Annotated in this window: 12 protein-coding genes; 6 read left to right on the top strand and 6 right to left on the bottom strand. The window is 39.4% G+C overall.

Annotation, left to right across the window (positions count from 1 at the left end; translation table 11 throughout):
• Positions 1-68 precede the first annotated feature (68 nt).
• From H5162_RS11175 to H5162_RS11165, 3 genes are all read left to right on the top strand, one after another.
• Complete coding sequence (locus H5162_RS11175) at positions 69-1,703, top strand: hypothetical protein (protein ID WP_182778547.1); 1,635 nt, start codon at positions 69-71, stop codon at positions 1,701-1,703.
• Positions 1,704-1,863: 160 nt separating this feature from the next.
• Positions 1,864-2,430: a DUF2799 domain-containing protein gene (locus H5162_RS11170; RefSeq protein WP_145237681.1), complete on the top strand. Its 567-nt coding sequence runs from the start codon at positions 1,864-1,866 to the stop codon at positions 2,428-2,430.
• A 622-nt stretch (positions 2,431-3,052) separates the two neighbouring features.
• A complete protein-coding gene (locus H5162_RS11165) occupies positions 3,053-4,723 on the top strand; it encodes a GGDEF domain-containing protein (protein WP_182731858.1) in 1,671 nt (556 codons plus the stop codon).
• Between the two features lie 455 nt (positions 4,724-5,178).
• On the opposite strand, the gene H5162_RS11160 is transcribed toward H5162_RS11165, so the two are convergent.
• Complete coding sequence (locus H5162_RS11160) at positions 5,179-6,081, bottom strand: LysR family transcriptional regulator (protein ID WP_220493597.1); 903 nt, start codon at positions 6,079-6,081, stop codon at positions 5,179-5,181.
• 101 nt (positions 6,082-6,182) lie between these two features.
• Here H5162_RS11160 and H5162_RS11155 point away from each other — a divergent pair, with 101 nt between their 5' ends.
• The gene (locus H5162_RS11155) at positions 6,183-7,028 is read left to right on the top strand and encodes an alpha/beta fold hydrolase (protein WP_182760001.1); all 846 of its coding nucleotides are present in this window, start codon (positions 6,183-6,185) and stop codon (positions 7,026-7,028) included.
• Between the two features lie 285 nt (positions 7,029-7,313).
• On the opposite strand, the gene tyrS is transcribed toward H5162_RS11155, so the two are convergent.
• The 3 genes from tyrS to H5162_RS11140 all read right to left on the bottom strand — a co-directional run bounded on the left by tyrS (position 7,314) and on the right by H5162_RS11140 (position 10,336).
• Positions 7,314-8,564: a tyrosine--tRNA ligase gene (tyrS, locus tag H5162_RS11150; RefSeq protein WP_182778545.1), complete on the bottom strand. Its 1,251-nt coding sequence runs from the start codon at positions 8,562-8,564 to the stop codon at positions 7,314-7,316.
• 90 nt (positions 8,565-8,654) lie between these two features.
• Positions 8,655-9,455, bottom strand: a complete 801-nt coding sequence (locus H5162_RS11145) for a LuxR C-terminal-related transcriptional regulator (protein WP_182759999.1) — start codon at positions 9,453-9,455, stop codon at positions 8,655-8,657.
• A 407-nt stretch (positions 9,456-9,862) separates the two neighbouring features.
• Positions 9,863-10,336, bottom strand: coding sequence for a VOC family protein (locus tag H5162_RS11140; protein ID WP_145237712.1), 474 nt, complete (start codon positions 10,334-10,336; stop codon positions 9,863-9,865).
• A 190-nt stretch (positions 10,337-10,526) separates the two neighbouring features.
• Between H5162_RS11140 and H5162_RS11135 the strand changes: the two genes are divergently transcribed.
• Positions 10,527-11,138: an SDR family oxidoreductase gene (locus H5162_RS11135; protein ID WP_182731851.1), complete on the top strand. Its 612-nt coding sequence runs from the start codon at positions 10,527-10,529 to the stop codon at positions 11,136-11,138.
• 192 nt (positions 11,139-11,330) lie between these two features.
• On the opposite strand, the gene H5162_RS11130 is transcribed toward H5162_RS11135, so the two are convergent.
• Both H5162_RS11130 and H5162_RS11125 read right to left on the bottom strand, forming a co-directional pair.
• Positions 11,331-13,067 (bottom strand): DUF4153 domain-containing protein, encoded by a 1,737-nt coding sequence (locus H5162_RS11130; protein ID WP_182778543.1) that lies wholly within the window; start codon positions 13,065-13,067, stop codon positions 11,331-11,333.
• A gap of 58 nt (positions 13,068-13,125) precedes the next feature.
• Complete coding sequence (locus tag H5162_RS11125) at positions 13,126-13,824, bottom strand: tRNA1(Val) (adenine(37)-N6)-methyltransferase (protein ID WP_182778541.1); 699 nt, start codon at positions 13,822-13,824, stop codon at positions 13,126-13,128.
• Positions 13,825-13,900: 76 nt separating this feature from the next.
• Here H5162_RS11125 and srmB point away from each other — a divergent pair, with 76 nt between their 5' ends.
• Positions 13,901-15,133 (top strand): ATP-dependent RNA helicase SrmB, encoded by a 1,233-nt coding sequence (srmB, locus tag H5162_RS11120; protein WP_145237725.1) that lies wholly within the window; start codon positions 13,901-13,903, stop codon positions 15,131-15,133.
• Positions 15,134-15,197: the final 64 nt, after the last annotated feature.

The following is a 15,197-nucleotide window of genomic DNA, read 5'->3' as shown; positions in this document are numbered from 1 at the left end:
AGTTTAAATTACTACCACACTACGCTGAATATGCTTATGTTCAACGCAGTCATTAAACTCAGGCACTTATGAAACGCATCATCTTAACTAGTTGTTTATTTTACTGCTGCTGTAGCAATGCAGAGACTGCTAACTCACTCGAGTCCATATCGAGTTGTAATGCTATTAAGCCCCAGCCTGCGACCATTGAACCAAATGCACCGCTTGGTGAAATAATTATCAAAAACAATCCAATTTTTGATCCGCATTCACCTGAAACCACAGCCTTACATCGCTTTATTAATTGGTTACATATTGATACTCGTAAAGCAGTTATTCATGAGCAGTTACCATTTCAGTTGGGCGAACAAGTCGATGACACGCAATTAAGAGAAGCTGAGCGTATCCTGCGTAAGAAAAAATATATCCGCGACGCAAAGATCAGCACAACGCCAAACTGTAATGACAACAATGACCAAGCCGTAATTGTTGAAACATGGGACACCTGGAGTTTATTACCAACCATTGACTTTGGTCGCAGCAGCGGCAATAACAAGTTCAGCATTGGTTTTAAAGAAGAAAACTTTTTAGGCTATGGCATACGCGCATCAGTAAAATATAAAACAGATCACGAACGCAGCGGTTATCATACCATGCTGCAAATGCCTGTGCCGTGGCAACCGCATGCGACATTGAGCTTACAAGCCGATGACTATGACGATGGACAAGTTTTTATGTTTGACTATCAACAACCTTTTTATCAACGAAGTAGTGATGCTCTAAGACGTTATTATGCTAAAACACAACAACAAAAAACCTCTATATATCAAAATGGCGAAACTCGCTCTGAGTTTTTTTCTGATGATACACAAGGGCAGCTTGCAGTAGGTGGCGTATGGTCACAAGACAGCAGCGCAACAACGCATTGGCTTACGGGGATTGATTATCAAGACACCCGCTATGATCAAGTTGCCAACACACCGCTTCCCGCTAACTTAAATAACTTTACCATTGCAACACCTTGGCTTGGCGTTCACTGGATACAAGATGATTTTACCGTACTTCAAGACATCGACCTTATCAATCACAGCGAAGATATTAACCTTGGCTGGGAATTAAACGCCAAATTTGGTGCTGATATGATTAATCCCGGTGAAGGCTTTATTGTTGAAACGGGGATCGACAAAGCCTGGGCGAGCGATTCATCCACCCTGTTTAGATTTAGCGGCGGCTTAAATGCCAAAATTGGTACTGAACTTGAAGATCGTGTCGCTTTATTTTCTAAAGGGCAAGTTAACCTGCGTCTCTCCCCTTTATTTGCCTTATATGGTCATATAAATGCACAGTGGCAAAATACCGAATTCGCTGAACAACCACTTGCTGTAGGTGGTGAAGAAGGTATGCGCGGCTTTCCACAAAGCTACCAACATGGCACACAAAGTATACAAGCTAGCGCAGAGATACGTATATATCCAAACATAAATTTATATCAAATTGCCGATGTAGGTTTTGTGGGCTTTGTCGATGTTGGCCGTGCCTCTGGCAAAGTGCAAACACCTAATATCACTGATAGTACGCTTAATAGTGTTGGTTTAGGTATTCGTCTGTTCTCATCGCGCTCTAGTAATGACAACGTCGTACATATTGATTTAAGTAAACCCCTTGGTAATTACCAAGCGGTCGACTCATGGCAACTTGGATTATCGGTGGGTACAACGTTTTAATTTGTATCGACTAGATTTGTTACATAAAATTAGTCTATAACATATTTAAATGTGTATTTTTTATAGCGATCGCAAGTAAGATAAGGCATCGGCAAAACAAAAATGTCGATGCTAAAGATCATTTAAAATGTCAGTAAATCCGATACAGAACAGGAAGTTTATGCCAAATCGTTTATTTATATTAAGTTGTATAGCACTACTAAATGGCTGCACAACGTTAAGTCAAGATGAGTGTAAAGTCGCTAATTGGCAAAGTTTAGGTTATGAACACGGCGTAAACGGTGGTGATTATGCCGATGGCATAACAAAGATCGCGACGTGTAACGATTACAATATTACCCCAAACATAGCACAATTTAAAAGTAGCTACGAAAGTGGTTTAGCGGTGTATTGTCAACCTGAAAACGGCTTTACTCTTGCTATGCGCGGAGTCTCGTATAACGGTGTATGTAACAGTCGTGCATTTCGAAAAGCGTGGGAAGAAGGTAACGACCGTTATCAAATTCAACAACGTCGTATAGAAATTGATAACCGTATAACCGAGCTAAAACAACAACTCTCTGAACTTAATCAGCAATTAAACAGCAATAACATCACGCAAACGCAGCGTAAAGAGCTAAATACACAGCAACGCCAATTAGAACGTGAGTTAAAGGACTTAAGACGCGAAAAATCCTTATTACCACTATTGAATAAAGCCTCAACAGTTGAAATTACCTTTCCTTAATTACCTTCTGCCCAGCCTGTAATAATAGGGCTGGGTTAATGCAAAAAGCGAAAGCAAAATTCAGATAAAAAAAGCAACTGTAATTTATGTGAATAAGTCTTAACTTGAACTGTCAAAGCAAGTCTGAGCCAGTAAACACTGCTCGAGTTTAACTAATTCTGACAATATATTAAGAGCTTTATAGTAGCGATGAAGCCCTCACGCAGAGGGCTTTGAATCCTTATAAAAAATAATGCGGCAGAGCACTAATATTAGCTGAAAATTAAAGAAACATACCGCCAGACGCTTCAATTCGCTGTCCCGTAATCCAGCCGCTGTCTTCACTAAGCAACATTGCAAACTACGCGTAAAAACCAAACGGGGTCACCCTTTAATTTCCATAATTATAAGCCAGCTAGCACAGGAAAACTGGCATGAAATGATAGGAGAATCGATACGAAAGCAGTTAAATAAATTGACTGATGATGATCAGTTAAGCTAATTTAAAAACAGCTCTATAAAATGATAAATAAAGTGATCAAAGCTGATGAGAATCGGTGATCAAAGTCATGATAATACGCAGGCTGTTACTATACTTAGCCTAATACTTACTTTTTACACGGATAAATAGGCTAAGCATATAATGTTCGGAGGCTTTGATACTTTTCGAAAGCGCATTACTTTATTATCTGGAGGACTGCTGCTTTCTCTAAGTTTTGTGCTAATTACCTCTTTTTACCAACTTACTTCTACTCGTCTTTCAAATGCTAGCGGTGAATCGCTAGTAAATCTAAGTCAATCTATTTCAAATATGCTGTCGGCTAATCTCATGGAGCGTGAGCGAGAAGTTCTTTTGCTTAGTACGCGCTACTCTTTGTATGAAAGTCAAGATTTGAGCGCTTTGCAGTATGCTATTGATCAAATTAAAAGCTCCTATAAAGACTACGCTTGGATTGGTTTCGCTAATGTTGAAGGTGCGGTATTAGCATCAAGTAATGGCGTATTGAAAGGGGCTGATGTCAGTCAGCGACCTTGGTTTATTCATGGTCGATCGGGACCTTTTGTAGGTGATGTGCATAAGGCGTTATTACTTGAAAGCTTGCTACCTAAGCCGAAAGACGGTGCGCCAATTCGCTTTGTTGATTTTGCTGCTCCTGTCATAGGTCAAAATGGTGAGTTGAAAGGTGTGGTTGCCACTCATGCTGATTGGGCTTGGGTTAGAGAGGTTTTATTATCTTCCTTGACTGACGTTTCGAAAAGAAAAGGGATCGATATCTTTATTATCGATAATGAGCACAGTGTTTTATATCCAGATAATCATTTTCCTAACAATATTGAAGTACCAAAAGTACTGCCTAAAGATGGGCAATTTAAATCTTTGCTTTGGCAAGATGACGAAAAATACCTGACCAGTTTAGTCTCTGTACGCTCTCCAGAATCAACGAATCTTGGTTGGCAAATCGTCGTACGTCAGCCATTGTCTATTGCTATGTCAGCAGTAAAAGAAGTTCATAAATTACTACTTTTTTTTGGTGTGTTTGCGACCTTACTTTGTATGTTACTGGCCTATAAATTTGCTAGTACATTAAGTCGCCCATTGGAACGGTTAGCGCTCACAGCAAAAAGTATTCAGCAAGGAAATCGAAAGGCCACCTTCCAAGATGACAGTCAATTGAGTGAGGTGCTTAGCTTAAGTCGTTCACTACAGGAAATGATGTCTTCCTTATTGGAGAGAGAGCAGTCTTTAATGCAAATGAACGTTACGTTAGAAACCAAGGTGCGTACTCGTACGGCTGAGTTAGAAGCAAGTAATCGATCCCTAGAAGCTATCGCTCGACAAGATCCGTTAACCCATAGCTATAACCGATTGGCATTAGACGAAGCCCTGCTTGATGAATATCGTTTAGCGCAAGAGTCGAACCATCCGTTAGCCGTTATTATGGTAGATGCGGATCATTTTAAAAGAGTGAATGACAATTATGGCCACACTGTTGGAGATATCGTGCTTCAAAAAATGGCCAAATTACTTGCTGTACAAGTTGGTGTCAAAGGCATGGTTGCTCGTTTTGGTGGCGAAGAGTTTACCGTGTTGTTACCAAATACAAGTGCTCTGGAAGCGCAAAGCGTTGCCGATACGTTACGTGAAGAACTTGAAAAAGAAGAGATGATCGATGGTCTTTATGTTACGGCGAGTTTTGGTGTTGCCATGTATGAAATAGGCGATTGTCATTATGAACAAGTGCTTAAACGTGCCGATGCGGCTCTATACAAAGCTAAAGAGCAAGGCCGAAATAGAGTTGTAGTAAGCGACTAATAGAGTTGTTTGTATACAAGTTCCAAACAGCCAATGGGTGACCCATTAGAAAGGCCTACTAATTTCTGTCCTACCTCAATTTGAAGCCAAGCCAATGCCGGTGTCTTTACTCTATTCATCACGTAGACAACCTACTAAACGCCTAACTGACTTTATGGATTGGCTACAATCAATAACCCTAGCAAGGTAATAAAAGTCACAGCGCTTTGGGTCACGTTATTGAACACATCTATTGTGAAAACCGCCTTGTACTTATTCCAAAAAAGTTCACTTGAAAATATTTTAATAACTAAATTTTTTACGTAGACTCACTCTCAATATAATTCACTGCTTCCCAGTTAAGGGCACTATGAAATATAAACAGCATTTTTGAAATCTTGATGGTTATCGCTCATAGCCGTAGTATCGGCAAAGTGCCATTTGCAGTCATTCATGATCAACTCGTTTCTGCCCCATTATGAGTTAGAAGATAATTTTTCGGCGATGAAATCTACAAGTAACTTTGATATGTGTGAATGAAAATTTATTGCACGATAATGAATGAATATTGTCAGTGGAGATAAATCATAATCTACAGAAACTTGTTGTAATTCATTCTGTTTTATTTCATCTAAGCAGAAGCTACTAGGCAGAGCGACAAACCCAAGCCCACGTTGTGCAAGAGCTTTTGCCGTAAATCCACCATCTACTTTTATTCTCGATTTTGGCGATAGTGACCTATACTCATTTGACTCTGGAATAGCGAAAATCCAAGGATCACCTCCAAAAGATTTATAGCTTGATATACAAGGCATTGACTCCAGTTCAGTTAGGGTTTTTGGCAAGCCATAGCGGTTAATACATTCTTTAGAAGCCAAGATAATAGTGTCCCATTGGCAAAGTGGCTTCGATACCCAATCTCTGTCATCGAGCTCTCCTCGTTCAAAGCTAATAATAATATCGGGGTCGTTTGAGATAGCATTTTCAATCGCAGTACTATGCTCACAGTACAGTGTGATGTCTGTATATGTGGCTAAAAAATCCGCTAAAACCTCTCCAATAATAGGTATATCTGGAGAACTAAGTCGAATGCTTCCTTTAAGGGAGGTCTGTGCTTCACTTAGTCGCTGTAGTGACTGATTGAGGTTGTACAATGGTTCTCTAATTTCTTGGAAAAAACGCTCACCCATCAGTGTTGGGGTTACTTTACGAGTTGTTCTATAGAATAGCTTTTCACCCAATACCGACTCTAGTTGTTGGATGTGTCTGCTGACGTTGGAACTTGGAATTGCTAGGTGTTCGGAGGCTTTAACAAAACTATGGTTTTCATAAACGGAAAAAAATGATTGTAGCCAAACATTATCAATTCTATCTAACATGATTATCCCAAAATTTGAGCTATAGAAACCCATATTAGCTCATTTAATCGGTCTAAACCATGTCTTAGAATGGTTCCGTAGCAACCAGAGTGAGTATATGAATGAACGATATAAATCCTTTATTTGTCCATCGTGATAATTATCATTTACAAGTCGAGCAGCATGGAACAGGCCCACATTTGTTAATTATTGGTAGTGTGAACTACTACAAAAAAGTCATTCCCGAATCTATGCACAATTACTTTACTTGTGTGTATGTGGATCATCGCGGATTCTCAAAATGTGATGCTGTAAATCCAGTTGAATTTGTCAGCTTAGATACTATCACTCGTGATATCCAAGCAATATGCGACAGCCTAAATCTAACTAAAACTAGTGTTTTAGGCCATTCAGGTCATGCGTATATGGCAATGCACTTTGCAAGTCATGCGAAAATAAAGATCGAAAAGTTGATTGTAGTTGGTGCTGCGCCAAGTCTGTCAGGTGATATGCAAGAGAAACAGTTTACTCATTGGTCTGAAAACGCTTCTGAACAACGAAAAAAGTTGCTAAATACAAGTATGGCTAGACTAGAAAGTGATATTGCCAAACAGCCAGAACGTAAGTTTGCGCATATCTGTCGTAGATTAGGCCCAATGAGATGGAAAGATGCATCATTTGATGAGTTACCTTTGTGGGATGATGTTGAAATGAATACACCGCTACTAGATACGCTTTGGGGAGAAATATTCAGAGATATCGAACTTACGCAGTTTTCTTCAAACTTGGATGCCACCGTCATTAATGGGGAACTAGATTTTAGCATTGCTCCGATTGAGGTGTGGGAAAGCATTGAAGGCGCATTTAAATCATTACAGCTAATTAAGTTAGAAGATGTATCGCATACGCCAATGCTAGAAGAACCAGAAAAATTTATTGAAACGATCCTGAGTATATTTAACCATTAGATAAAATTCATAGTTATGTGTAGTTGATAGTTCAAATAATAAGGAGCGGAAGTTTGAGTAGTTCAGACTCTAACAAGCTTTTGTCCAAAAACGAGTTGACCCGACAGTCCGGTTATCGCTCTTTGCCGAAGTACGCCTGAGTGCTAAAAGAAGCTATTCCGGTATAACTCGTTTCTGCCCTATTTCTTCTAATTGATTTCTACGCAGTCAAACATTGTGATACTTAAAGTAATGCGTTCAACCCTCATGCAATAGATCTGAACCGCATTACCTGTGTTTTCAAATTTATTTGCGTTTGACTAAGCAAAAATGCTTCTTACCGCGCTGAATTAACCAGTATTCATCAAATAGTGGAAATCCAAGTTGGGAGTTGTCAGATGTTATTTTTTCACCGTTTACACTAATAGCATTGTTTTCGACTAGCTCTCTGGCGGTGCGTTTTGATTTAGCTACCCCTGATTCGACCAACAATTCTTCAATGCCTTGCTGAGAGCTTTCGATGCTTGGAATACCATCTAACTCAAGCTGTTTGAGTTCATTATAACTCAGCTTCACGACACTACCTGTGAACAATGCTTGCGTAATACGCTCTGCGCTGAGTAGCCCTGATTCACCATGAACAAAACGCGTCATATTCTGCGCTAGAATCTTTTGTGCTTCGGGTTTGCCGTTTCGGGTTTTATCCTGCAATTCTATCTTCTCGATCTCATCACAAGACAAGAATGTGTAGTATCGCAGAAGGTTATAAACATCGGTGTCCTCAGTGGATAACCAGAACTGGTAAAACATATATGGTGATGTTTTTTCCGGAGCAAGCCAAACGGCTCCACCTTCTGTTTTACCAAATTTAGTACCGTCAGATTTAGTTATCAAAGGTAGGGTTAAACCAAATACTTGCTTCCCATTTTGACGACGAGTTAGATCAATACCACTGACAATGTTTCCCCATTGGTCATTACCACCAATTTGTAAACTGCAACCATAGTTTCGATTAAGCACAGCAAAGTCATAGGACTGGAGTAAACTGTAACTAAATTCTGTAAATGAAATGCCTTGATCAGGCCTTTGCAACCGTTGCTTTACAGACTCACGGCTGATCATATTGTTGACTGAAAAATGCTTACCAATATCACGAAAAAAATCGATGACATTAATATCTCTCATCCAGTCTGAGTTATTGACGATGGTCATGGGCTTGCTTAAATGAGGAGCTAACAACTGCTCAATTTGATTAGTAAGATCTTTGACCCAACCAGCTACAGTTTCTTCAGTATTCAAACTGCGCTCTACAGCTTTGAAAGATGGGTCGCCAATCATTCCCGTCGCACCACCAATAAGCGCTAATGTTTGATGTCCAGCATCTTGAAAACGTTTGAGCATAATGAGCGGGACTAAATGTCCAATATGAAGGCTACCTGCGGTGGGATCGAAACCGCAGTAAACTGTTTGTGGCTGGCTAAGTTGTTGCTGTATCTGGCCTAAATCACTGGCTTGAGCAATTAATCCGCGCGTCTGTAGTTCCTGAATAAATGTCATCTATAAAGCCTTATCTTATGAAAAATGTGATGTACAGATTACAAATAGAAACTAATGCGCGATATATCCCTAAAGGGATAATAGGTTAATTTAGTGGGTAATAATATGATTGAGGAAAACTTGGAAAAGTTCACTGAGGGATGCCACTTGCAATTGAGCATAGATACGTTTTCGGTGATTTTTTACTGTACCCTCTGTAATGTCTAACTGTTTTGCTATCTCTTTAGTATCAAGGCCTTGTACTATTAAACAGGCGATTTGTTTCTCTCTGGTTGAAAGCAAATCATTGCCAAAAGTATGCAGAGCATTCTCGATGAACTCACGTCTTTTTACTGAGTAAGACTCTGGAGAAAAAACTGGTTCTGCAAGAAGGAATTCAGTTTGTTGCCAGTGTTGCCGACATAATGATTGAATGATTGCGAAATATGATTTTAATGTTTCAACATTTAATGACGAAAATGAATTTCCTGCCTGAGTGCACCCTAAATAGATAACGACCCAGCGGGTTGCTTCAACTTTAATGAGAATACTTAACTCATCTTTCCAGCCTGTTTGCAGGTAAAATTGATTACAGTATGTTTGATAATCCATACCCCATTGGACTACGTCTTTTAATAAAAAAACACCTTGCTGCTCATCAATGGTGAGCATTTTGTAGAATGGATCATCTTGAAATGCAGAAGTGAGGTAACGGTCGAAAAGTAATTCTCGGTTATTTTCAATGGAATCGTAAAGATAAATAGGGTGTTTGCCTTTACGCATACCGAGGATCACTGCACAATCATACGTCAGTATCGAATCGATTAGGGCCATTAATTTAGATGTAAAACTCGGTGATTTCATAGAGGAAATAGCCTCAGCGAGTAGATTATTAAATTGTGATTCAGACATATCGTATTGGCCGAATTATAAAGACCGTAAGCATAACGTAATTACCTAAGTTGCTCAAAGCTAACCCATTTTAATTTTGCACGTCAACTATCGTGATAAAAGATGTGGTATCCGAAAAGCCGCTTCCCATATAGCCAGTATCAATCTCCCAGTGAATTTATTAGTAAATATTTATGTAAATTATGACCATGCTAATAAGCAGCAGTCGAGGGTAGCATTTTACTTTAAACACGTCGTAAATATGATTTGCCTTACTAGATGTAATCCGTAACTAGCTAATTTAGAAAAGTGACTGACACGTTTTTGTCCAAAAACGAGTTTGTCTGTGCGTCTGCTCTTCGCTCATAGCTGACTTTCAGATGAAATATAAACCGATTTTTCAAAACTATGAGATCAGCCACTGTAATTTATGCGTCTTCTTCTTTACTGATCAGATCAACCATGCGTTGACTAATCTCGTCATCGCTGAGGTCTTCTTTATGAGTGCCTATTGTCCATACATGGCCAAATGGGTCTTGCAATGTACCGGCCCTATCACCGTAAAATTGGTCATGAACTGGGCGTATTTCTTTACCACCTAAGGCAACCGCATTAGCAAATACGGCATCTACATCTGCAACGTAAAGCATTAAGCTCACAGGCGTTCCGCCAAGCTCATCAGGGCTTTTAAAATGCGCTTCAGGGCACATATCTGAAAGCATAATATGCGAATCACCAATTTTAATTTCTGCGTGAGCAATGCCGCCATCTGGCAGCGGCATTTGCATAATGAGCTGGGCATTAAATACCTTCTCATAATACTCGATTGCTTTTGCTGCACCGTTAATTATCAAGTAAGGAGTAATTGCATGATACCCCTTTGGTATTGCTGAAACCGTCATTTTACGCTCCAAATGTGTGACCTTATTAAATAAAGGTTAGTCGATATCAGCTGAAAGTCAGCTTTACAAAAATGAAAACTAAATACTCTGGTTTAAGTAATAAAGTGGTTCTAGCCCTTTAAAAATAAATATCTCCCCCAAGGTCTATAAACACAGTGAGCAATTTAGCTATTTTTTGAAGGAGTTAATGATGAGCAAAACATTAATCATAGGCGCAAGTGGCCAGATTGGTAAAATAACGACACAGTTACTACTTAATGATCAGCATCAGGTTGTCGCTCTCGTACGTGATAAAAATAAGTTAAGCGATTTAAATAGTCCCTACCTCAGCGTGACCGAGCAAGATCTCGAGGGTGACTTTAGCCAAGCATTTGCAGGCTGCGAACAGGTAATTTTTGTTGCCGGTTCTGGCGGAAATACCGGCGATGATAAAACATTATTAATTGATTTATGGGCTGCGGTTAAAGCCGTAAATTATGCAAAGCAATATGATATAAAAAACTTTATTATGGTCAGTTCAATTGGCGCAGATGATCCTGATGCAACAGAAAGCGATTTAAAACCTTACTTAGTTGCTAAACATATGGCTGACGAACATCTAATCAATAGCGGCCTAAATTATACTATTGTACGCCCAGGTTCACTTACCAACGACAGTGCTTCATTGCAAATCACCACACAACGGCCAAGTGAACGTAAAGATGCAAAAGTCAGCCGTGAAAACGTGGCAAATGCCTTGTTGCAAGTGGTAAAAACGGCTCCTGGTGACAACCGAATATTTGAGTTATTTGATGCCAATTAAAGCCTGTATCTGGCTGTAATTACAGAAATACCAGGAGCTATAGCAGAATAATTTTCTGTATGCTCCTGCTGTTACTTAGCCTAACAATATTTATTAGTTTGGTGATTCAATGTATTACGCTAAACGTTATAGCGTTGAACTTTATATTGAATTACCAACTAATATTTTGAACACTCTGACCTTAAACCCTGTTTAGTAATCAATATTACTCCTGACTTTAAACAGCACATCGCCAATTTTCAAATCATTATATTTGGGTTGTGCAACCTCAATGTTATCTGCATCAATCAGTGTTTTTAGTAATTTAATTTGCTCGGGATTATCGATAGTCATGTATTTTGATTGCCATTGAGTGCCATCATGCAACCACAGATTAGCTTCAGTAGAGTGATTCGATTCATCTATAAATACATAATCGAGTTGTTCATCTTGATTTAAATCTATGGCGATAAAATAAAATGAATGACTTTTAAGCGGTGTCCAGCGGTTGAAATGTAAGCTCTCGAATACAGCCTGAATTAACTCATCCGAAAACACCTGCTGCCTAGGCCAAAACGTCGAGTGCGTAACAAACTCTGTTATTGATGTTTGCTCGGCTAAAGCCTCAAACTCTGGATTATCTGGGTTGACATACATTCGCTCAATGATCATTGCTTGCTCTGGATGAGTACTTTGAATTTGCGCTTGTAACTTTTGCATTGCAAGATAGCCTTGGCGTCCTAAATTACTTGAGAAGTAATAATAATCAAATTCTTCAATACTCACGTCACCTTCATTTAAGCGCGCGATTTGACTCTCGGTAGATAAACGCTGAAAATTCAAAACTGGCGAGTTCACTAGTAGCATAAATATTAAAATCACCACCCCCATCACAATATTAACTTTGCTTTGCACTTGTTGCCATGCATCGCGCTTTTTAACGATCCCGACTAAATACCCGAATGAAAAACACGCAAGTAAAAGACACACTAAAATAGCCCAGCAACGACCCACCGTGATCCCGTATTGTTCAACTCTAAGCCAAATGCCATAAGCGGCAATCACACTGTAAATTGGTAATAAAGCAATACCAAAAAATACTAACCTGTGTATTACAATTTTATAAGGTCGCTGATCAGCAGCGTATTGATAAACCGTATTCACAAAAAATAAAGTGAGTACCTGTAACCATAAAACTAACGAGCTACCACTGCCTGTTTGCCATAATTTATCTAGCCCCGTAAACGGTAGCGTCGCTAAAAAGCCTAAAGAAATAACCGTAAGTACTGGCAGTAAAAACTTAATCAAGGTTTGCAATAAAAATGAGATGTTATCTTCTATATGCATAACCCCTCTAAAGATCACCGTGGCAAAACCGAACGCTAAGGTTAAAGTTGGGATCCAAAACCAGTCTTTTTTGAGTAGCTCAGAGAAAAATGTAATCTCTAACGCATTAAATAGCGCCGCTCCTAACTGCAAAATTCCCCAGAAAATTAAAACGAATAACCAACACTCTGCAAATAAAATAAAGTTACGCCATGAGAGCTTGAATAATTGGCTATAACTAATTGCTTCATTACCAATCAGTTGTTGGATATACATAAGTGCTTTAAAGCTGGCAATTAAGGCTGTGAATATAAAAATGGCCGTTAAAGCATCGTTATTAACCAGCGCAATTGGGTATTGCTGAGCACCAATATAAGCACCAAGGAGTGATAACAACAGACTAAATGGTAACAAGTAACTAAGCAGTTTTTTAATATTAGCTTGCTCTACAGCAAGTAAAGTCAGTAGCACAAAACTAATGGTAAAAGTAACTAAAGAAAACAACCAAACTGGCTCTGTCGCAGGCCATAGCTGATTTTCAACACTACGATATAACAAAGTAAGAACAATGCCTTGCACTAAGGAAAGTACAAAAATAAAAGGTTTAGGTAGTTGATTATCCATATCTATCACTCAGGTTTTTCATCAGTGTGCGATAAATGTACCTTTTATTCAATGATGATTACATTTTCAAGTAAAAATCCTTACACAGAGCTATATACTCATCGCTATATTGAGCCCCTTGACCATGAATCGTTAAGCTGGTCAGCTCGCATTCTTGCATCTGATAAGCAAAGCACATTAAGCTCCTGCTCGGCGCTTTAGTGGCAGTAGTTTGTACTAAACAATGGCGCACTAAATACAAACCTTGTAATTGCGCTTGTGCAATAAACAACTGCGCTTCTGGGCAAGGTAGGATCACATTTAAAAAAGCATTTTGGTGACTAAGGTGTTTGAATGCAGTGATTAACTCACTAAAACTTAAGCTATCTGTATGACGTGCGGTATTACGAGCTAAGTCCTGCCCTTTTAAACTGGCATTAAAATACGGAGGGTTACTGATCACAACATCAAACTCAGTTGTGGTGGTTACTTGCTGAATAGCTTTTTGCATCAATTTAATATCGGGCCATGGGCTATTTGTAAAATTTTGCTGCGCATCAGCACATGCATTGGCATCAATTTCAACAGCATTAACCTGCATAGTTGGTTTGCGTTGCTTGCACATTAATGCCAACAACCCAGTACCTGTGCCAATATCAAGTAACCGCTGTGAAGTAGTTAAGTCAGCCCATGCACCGAGTAAAATTCCATCCGTCGAGACCTTCATCGCACTGCGCGTTTGCGCTACTTTAAATTGTTTAAACACAAAGCCTGACATTTTTTCACCTTTTCATTCACCAACTGGCGGATAGCGCGTATAATTACCAGCAATTGTCCTCTATTTTTGACACTCTATGCAATTTTCTGATTTTGATATTGATAACAAGATACTACAAGCCGTTGCTAAAATGGGTTACGAAACCCCAACTAGCATTCAACAACAAGCGATCCCTGAAGCGCTGCAAGGCCGTGATATTTTAGCCTCTGCACCAACCGGTACTGGTAAAACAGCGGCATTTTTGATCCCGGCGATTCAATACTTACTTGATTTCCCGCGTCGCGAGCCTGGTTTTGCCCGTGTTTTGATCATGACTCCAACGCGCGAGTTAGCTTATCAAATTCATGAACAGTGTGAACTACTTGCTAAAGGCACTAACCTTAAAATTGGTGTTGTTACTGGCGGTATTAACTACGGTACGCATAAAGAAATTTTTGAAAAAAATAACGATATATTAATCGCCACACCAGGGCGATTAATGGAATATTTAGAAACCGAAAACTTTCATGCCGAAAACGTCGAGATGCTTATTTTAGACGAAGCAGACCGCATGTTAGACATGGGCTTTCGTAAAGAAATGATGCGTATTTGTGAAGAAGCAAAAAATCGTCGTCAGTGCTTTTTATTCTCAGCCACTCTTGAAGGCGATAGCGTTGAACGATTTGCAGAGCAAATTTTAAAAGATCCAGCCCTATTAGAAGCTGAATCTTCACGTAAAGAAAAAGCTAAAATCCACCAATGGGTACACATTGCTGATGATTACAACCATAAATTAGCAATGTTGGTTGAAATACTAAACAGTGAAGACTTAAGCAAAGCTATTGTGTTTGTTAAAACCCGTGATCGCCTAGAAACATTAGTCGGCGAGCTGACCAATGCTGGGGTTCGCGCAGCCTGGTTACGTGGCGAGATGCCACAAGACAAACGCATGAAGGCAATGGAAAATTTCCACAGTGGCCGTACAAGAATATTAGTTGCGACTGATGTTGCCGCCCGCGGTATTGATGTGGCTGATATTAGTCATGTGATCAACTTTGATATGCCACGCACAGCAGACGTGTATGTTCACCGTATTGGCCGCACTGCTCGCGCAGGTAAGAAAGGCATTGCAATTTCGTTAGTAGAAGCCCATGACATTGCAGTATTAGCAAAAATTGAACGCTACATTGAGCTGCGCCTTAAACGCCGTGTTGTTAAAGGATTTGAGCCGCGTCATAAAGAAGCTAAAGCGCCAATCAAAAAACATAAAGATCCGGTAAAAATCAAAGCCCGTAAAAAGGCCAAAGCAAAAGCTAAGAAAAAGAAATAATTCATCTGCTTTGACGCTACATAAAAAGCCGAGACTTATGGGGTTACTTCATATTCATAGTCTC

It is taken from the genome of Pseudoalteromonas sp. SR41-8, from assembly GCF_014163915.1.
Classification (GTDB): Bacteria; Pseudomonadota; Gammaproteobacteria; order Enterobacterales; family Alteromonadaceae; genus Pseudoalteromonas; species Pseudoalteromonas rhizosphaerae.
The sequence above is the reverse complement of the archived record's forward strand: the minus strand, read 5'-3'. Positions and strand labels throughout refer to the sequence as shown.

Bases quoted from the DNA above. Each gene is read 5' to 3' on its own strand.
- H5162_RS11130 (WP_182778543.1), bottom strand. From the start codon at position 13,067: ATGGATAATCAACTACCTAAACCTTTTATTTTTGTACTTTCCTTAGTG.
- H5162_RS11135 (WP_182731851.1), top strand. From the start codon at position 10,527: ATGAGCAAAACATTAATCATAGGCGCAAGTGGCCAGATTGGTAAAATA.
- H5162_RS11155 (WP_182760001.1), top strand. From the start codon at position 6,183: ATGAACGATATAAATCCTTTATTTGTCCATCGTGATAATTATCATTTA.
- H5162_RS11140 (WP_145237712.1), bottom strand. From the start codon at position 10,336: ATGACGGTTTCAGCAATACCAAAGGGGTATCATGCAATTACTCCTTAC.
- H5162_RS11170 (WP_145237681.1), top strand. From the start codon at position 1,864: ATGCCAAATCGTTTATTTATATTAAGTTGTATAGCACTACTAAATGGC.
- H5162_RS11145 (WP_182759999.1), bottom strand. From the start codon at position 9,455: ATGTCTGAATCACAATTTAATAATCTACTCGCTGAGGCTATTTCCTCT.
- H5162_RS11175 (WP_182778547.1), top strand. From the start codon at position 69: ATGAAACGCATCATCTTAACTAGTTGTTTATTTTACTGCTGCTGTAGC.
- srmB (WP_145237725.1), top strand. From the start codon at position 13,901: ATGCAATTTTCTGATTTTGATATTGATAACAAGATACTACAAGCCGTT.
- tyrS (WP_182778545.1), bottom strand. From the start codon at position 8,564: ATGACATTTATTCAGGAACTACAGACGCGCGGATTAATTGCTCAAGCC.
- H5162_RS11160 (WP_220493597.1), bottom strand. From the start codon at position 6,081: ATGTTAGATAGAATTGATAATGTTTGGCTACAATCATTTTTTTCCGTT.
- H5162_RS11165 (WP_182731858.1), top strand. From the start codon at position 3,053: ATGTTCGGAGGCTTTGATACTTTTCGAAAGCGCATTACTTTATTATCT.
- H5162_RS11125 (WP_182778541.1), bottom strand. From the start codon at position 13,824: ATGTCAGGCTTTGTGTTTAAACAATTTAAAGTAGCGCAAACGCGCAGT.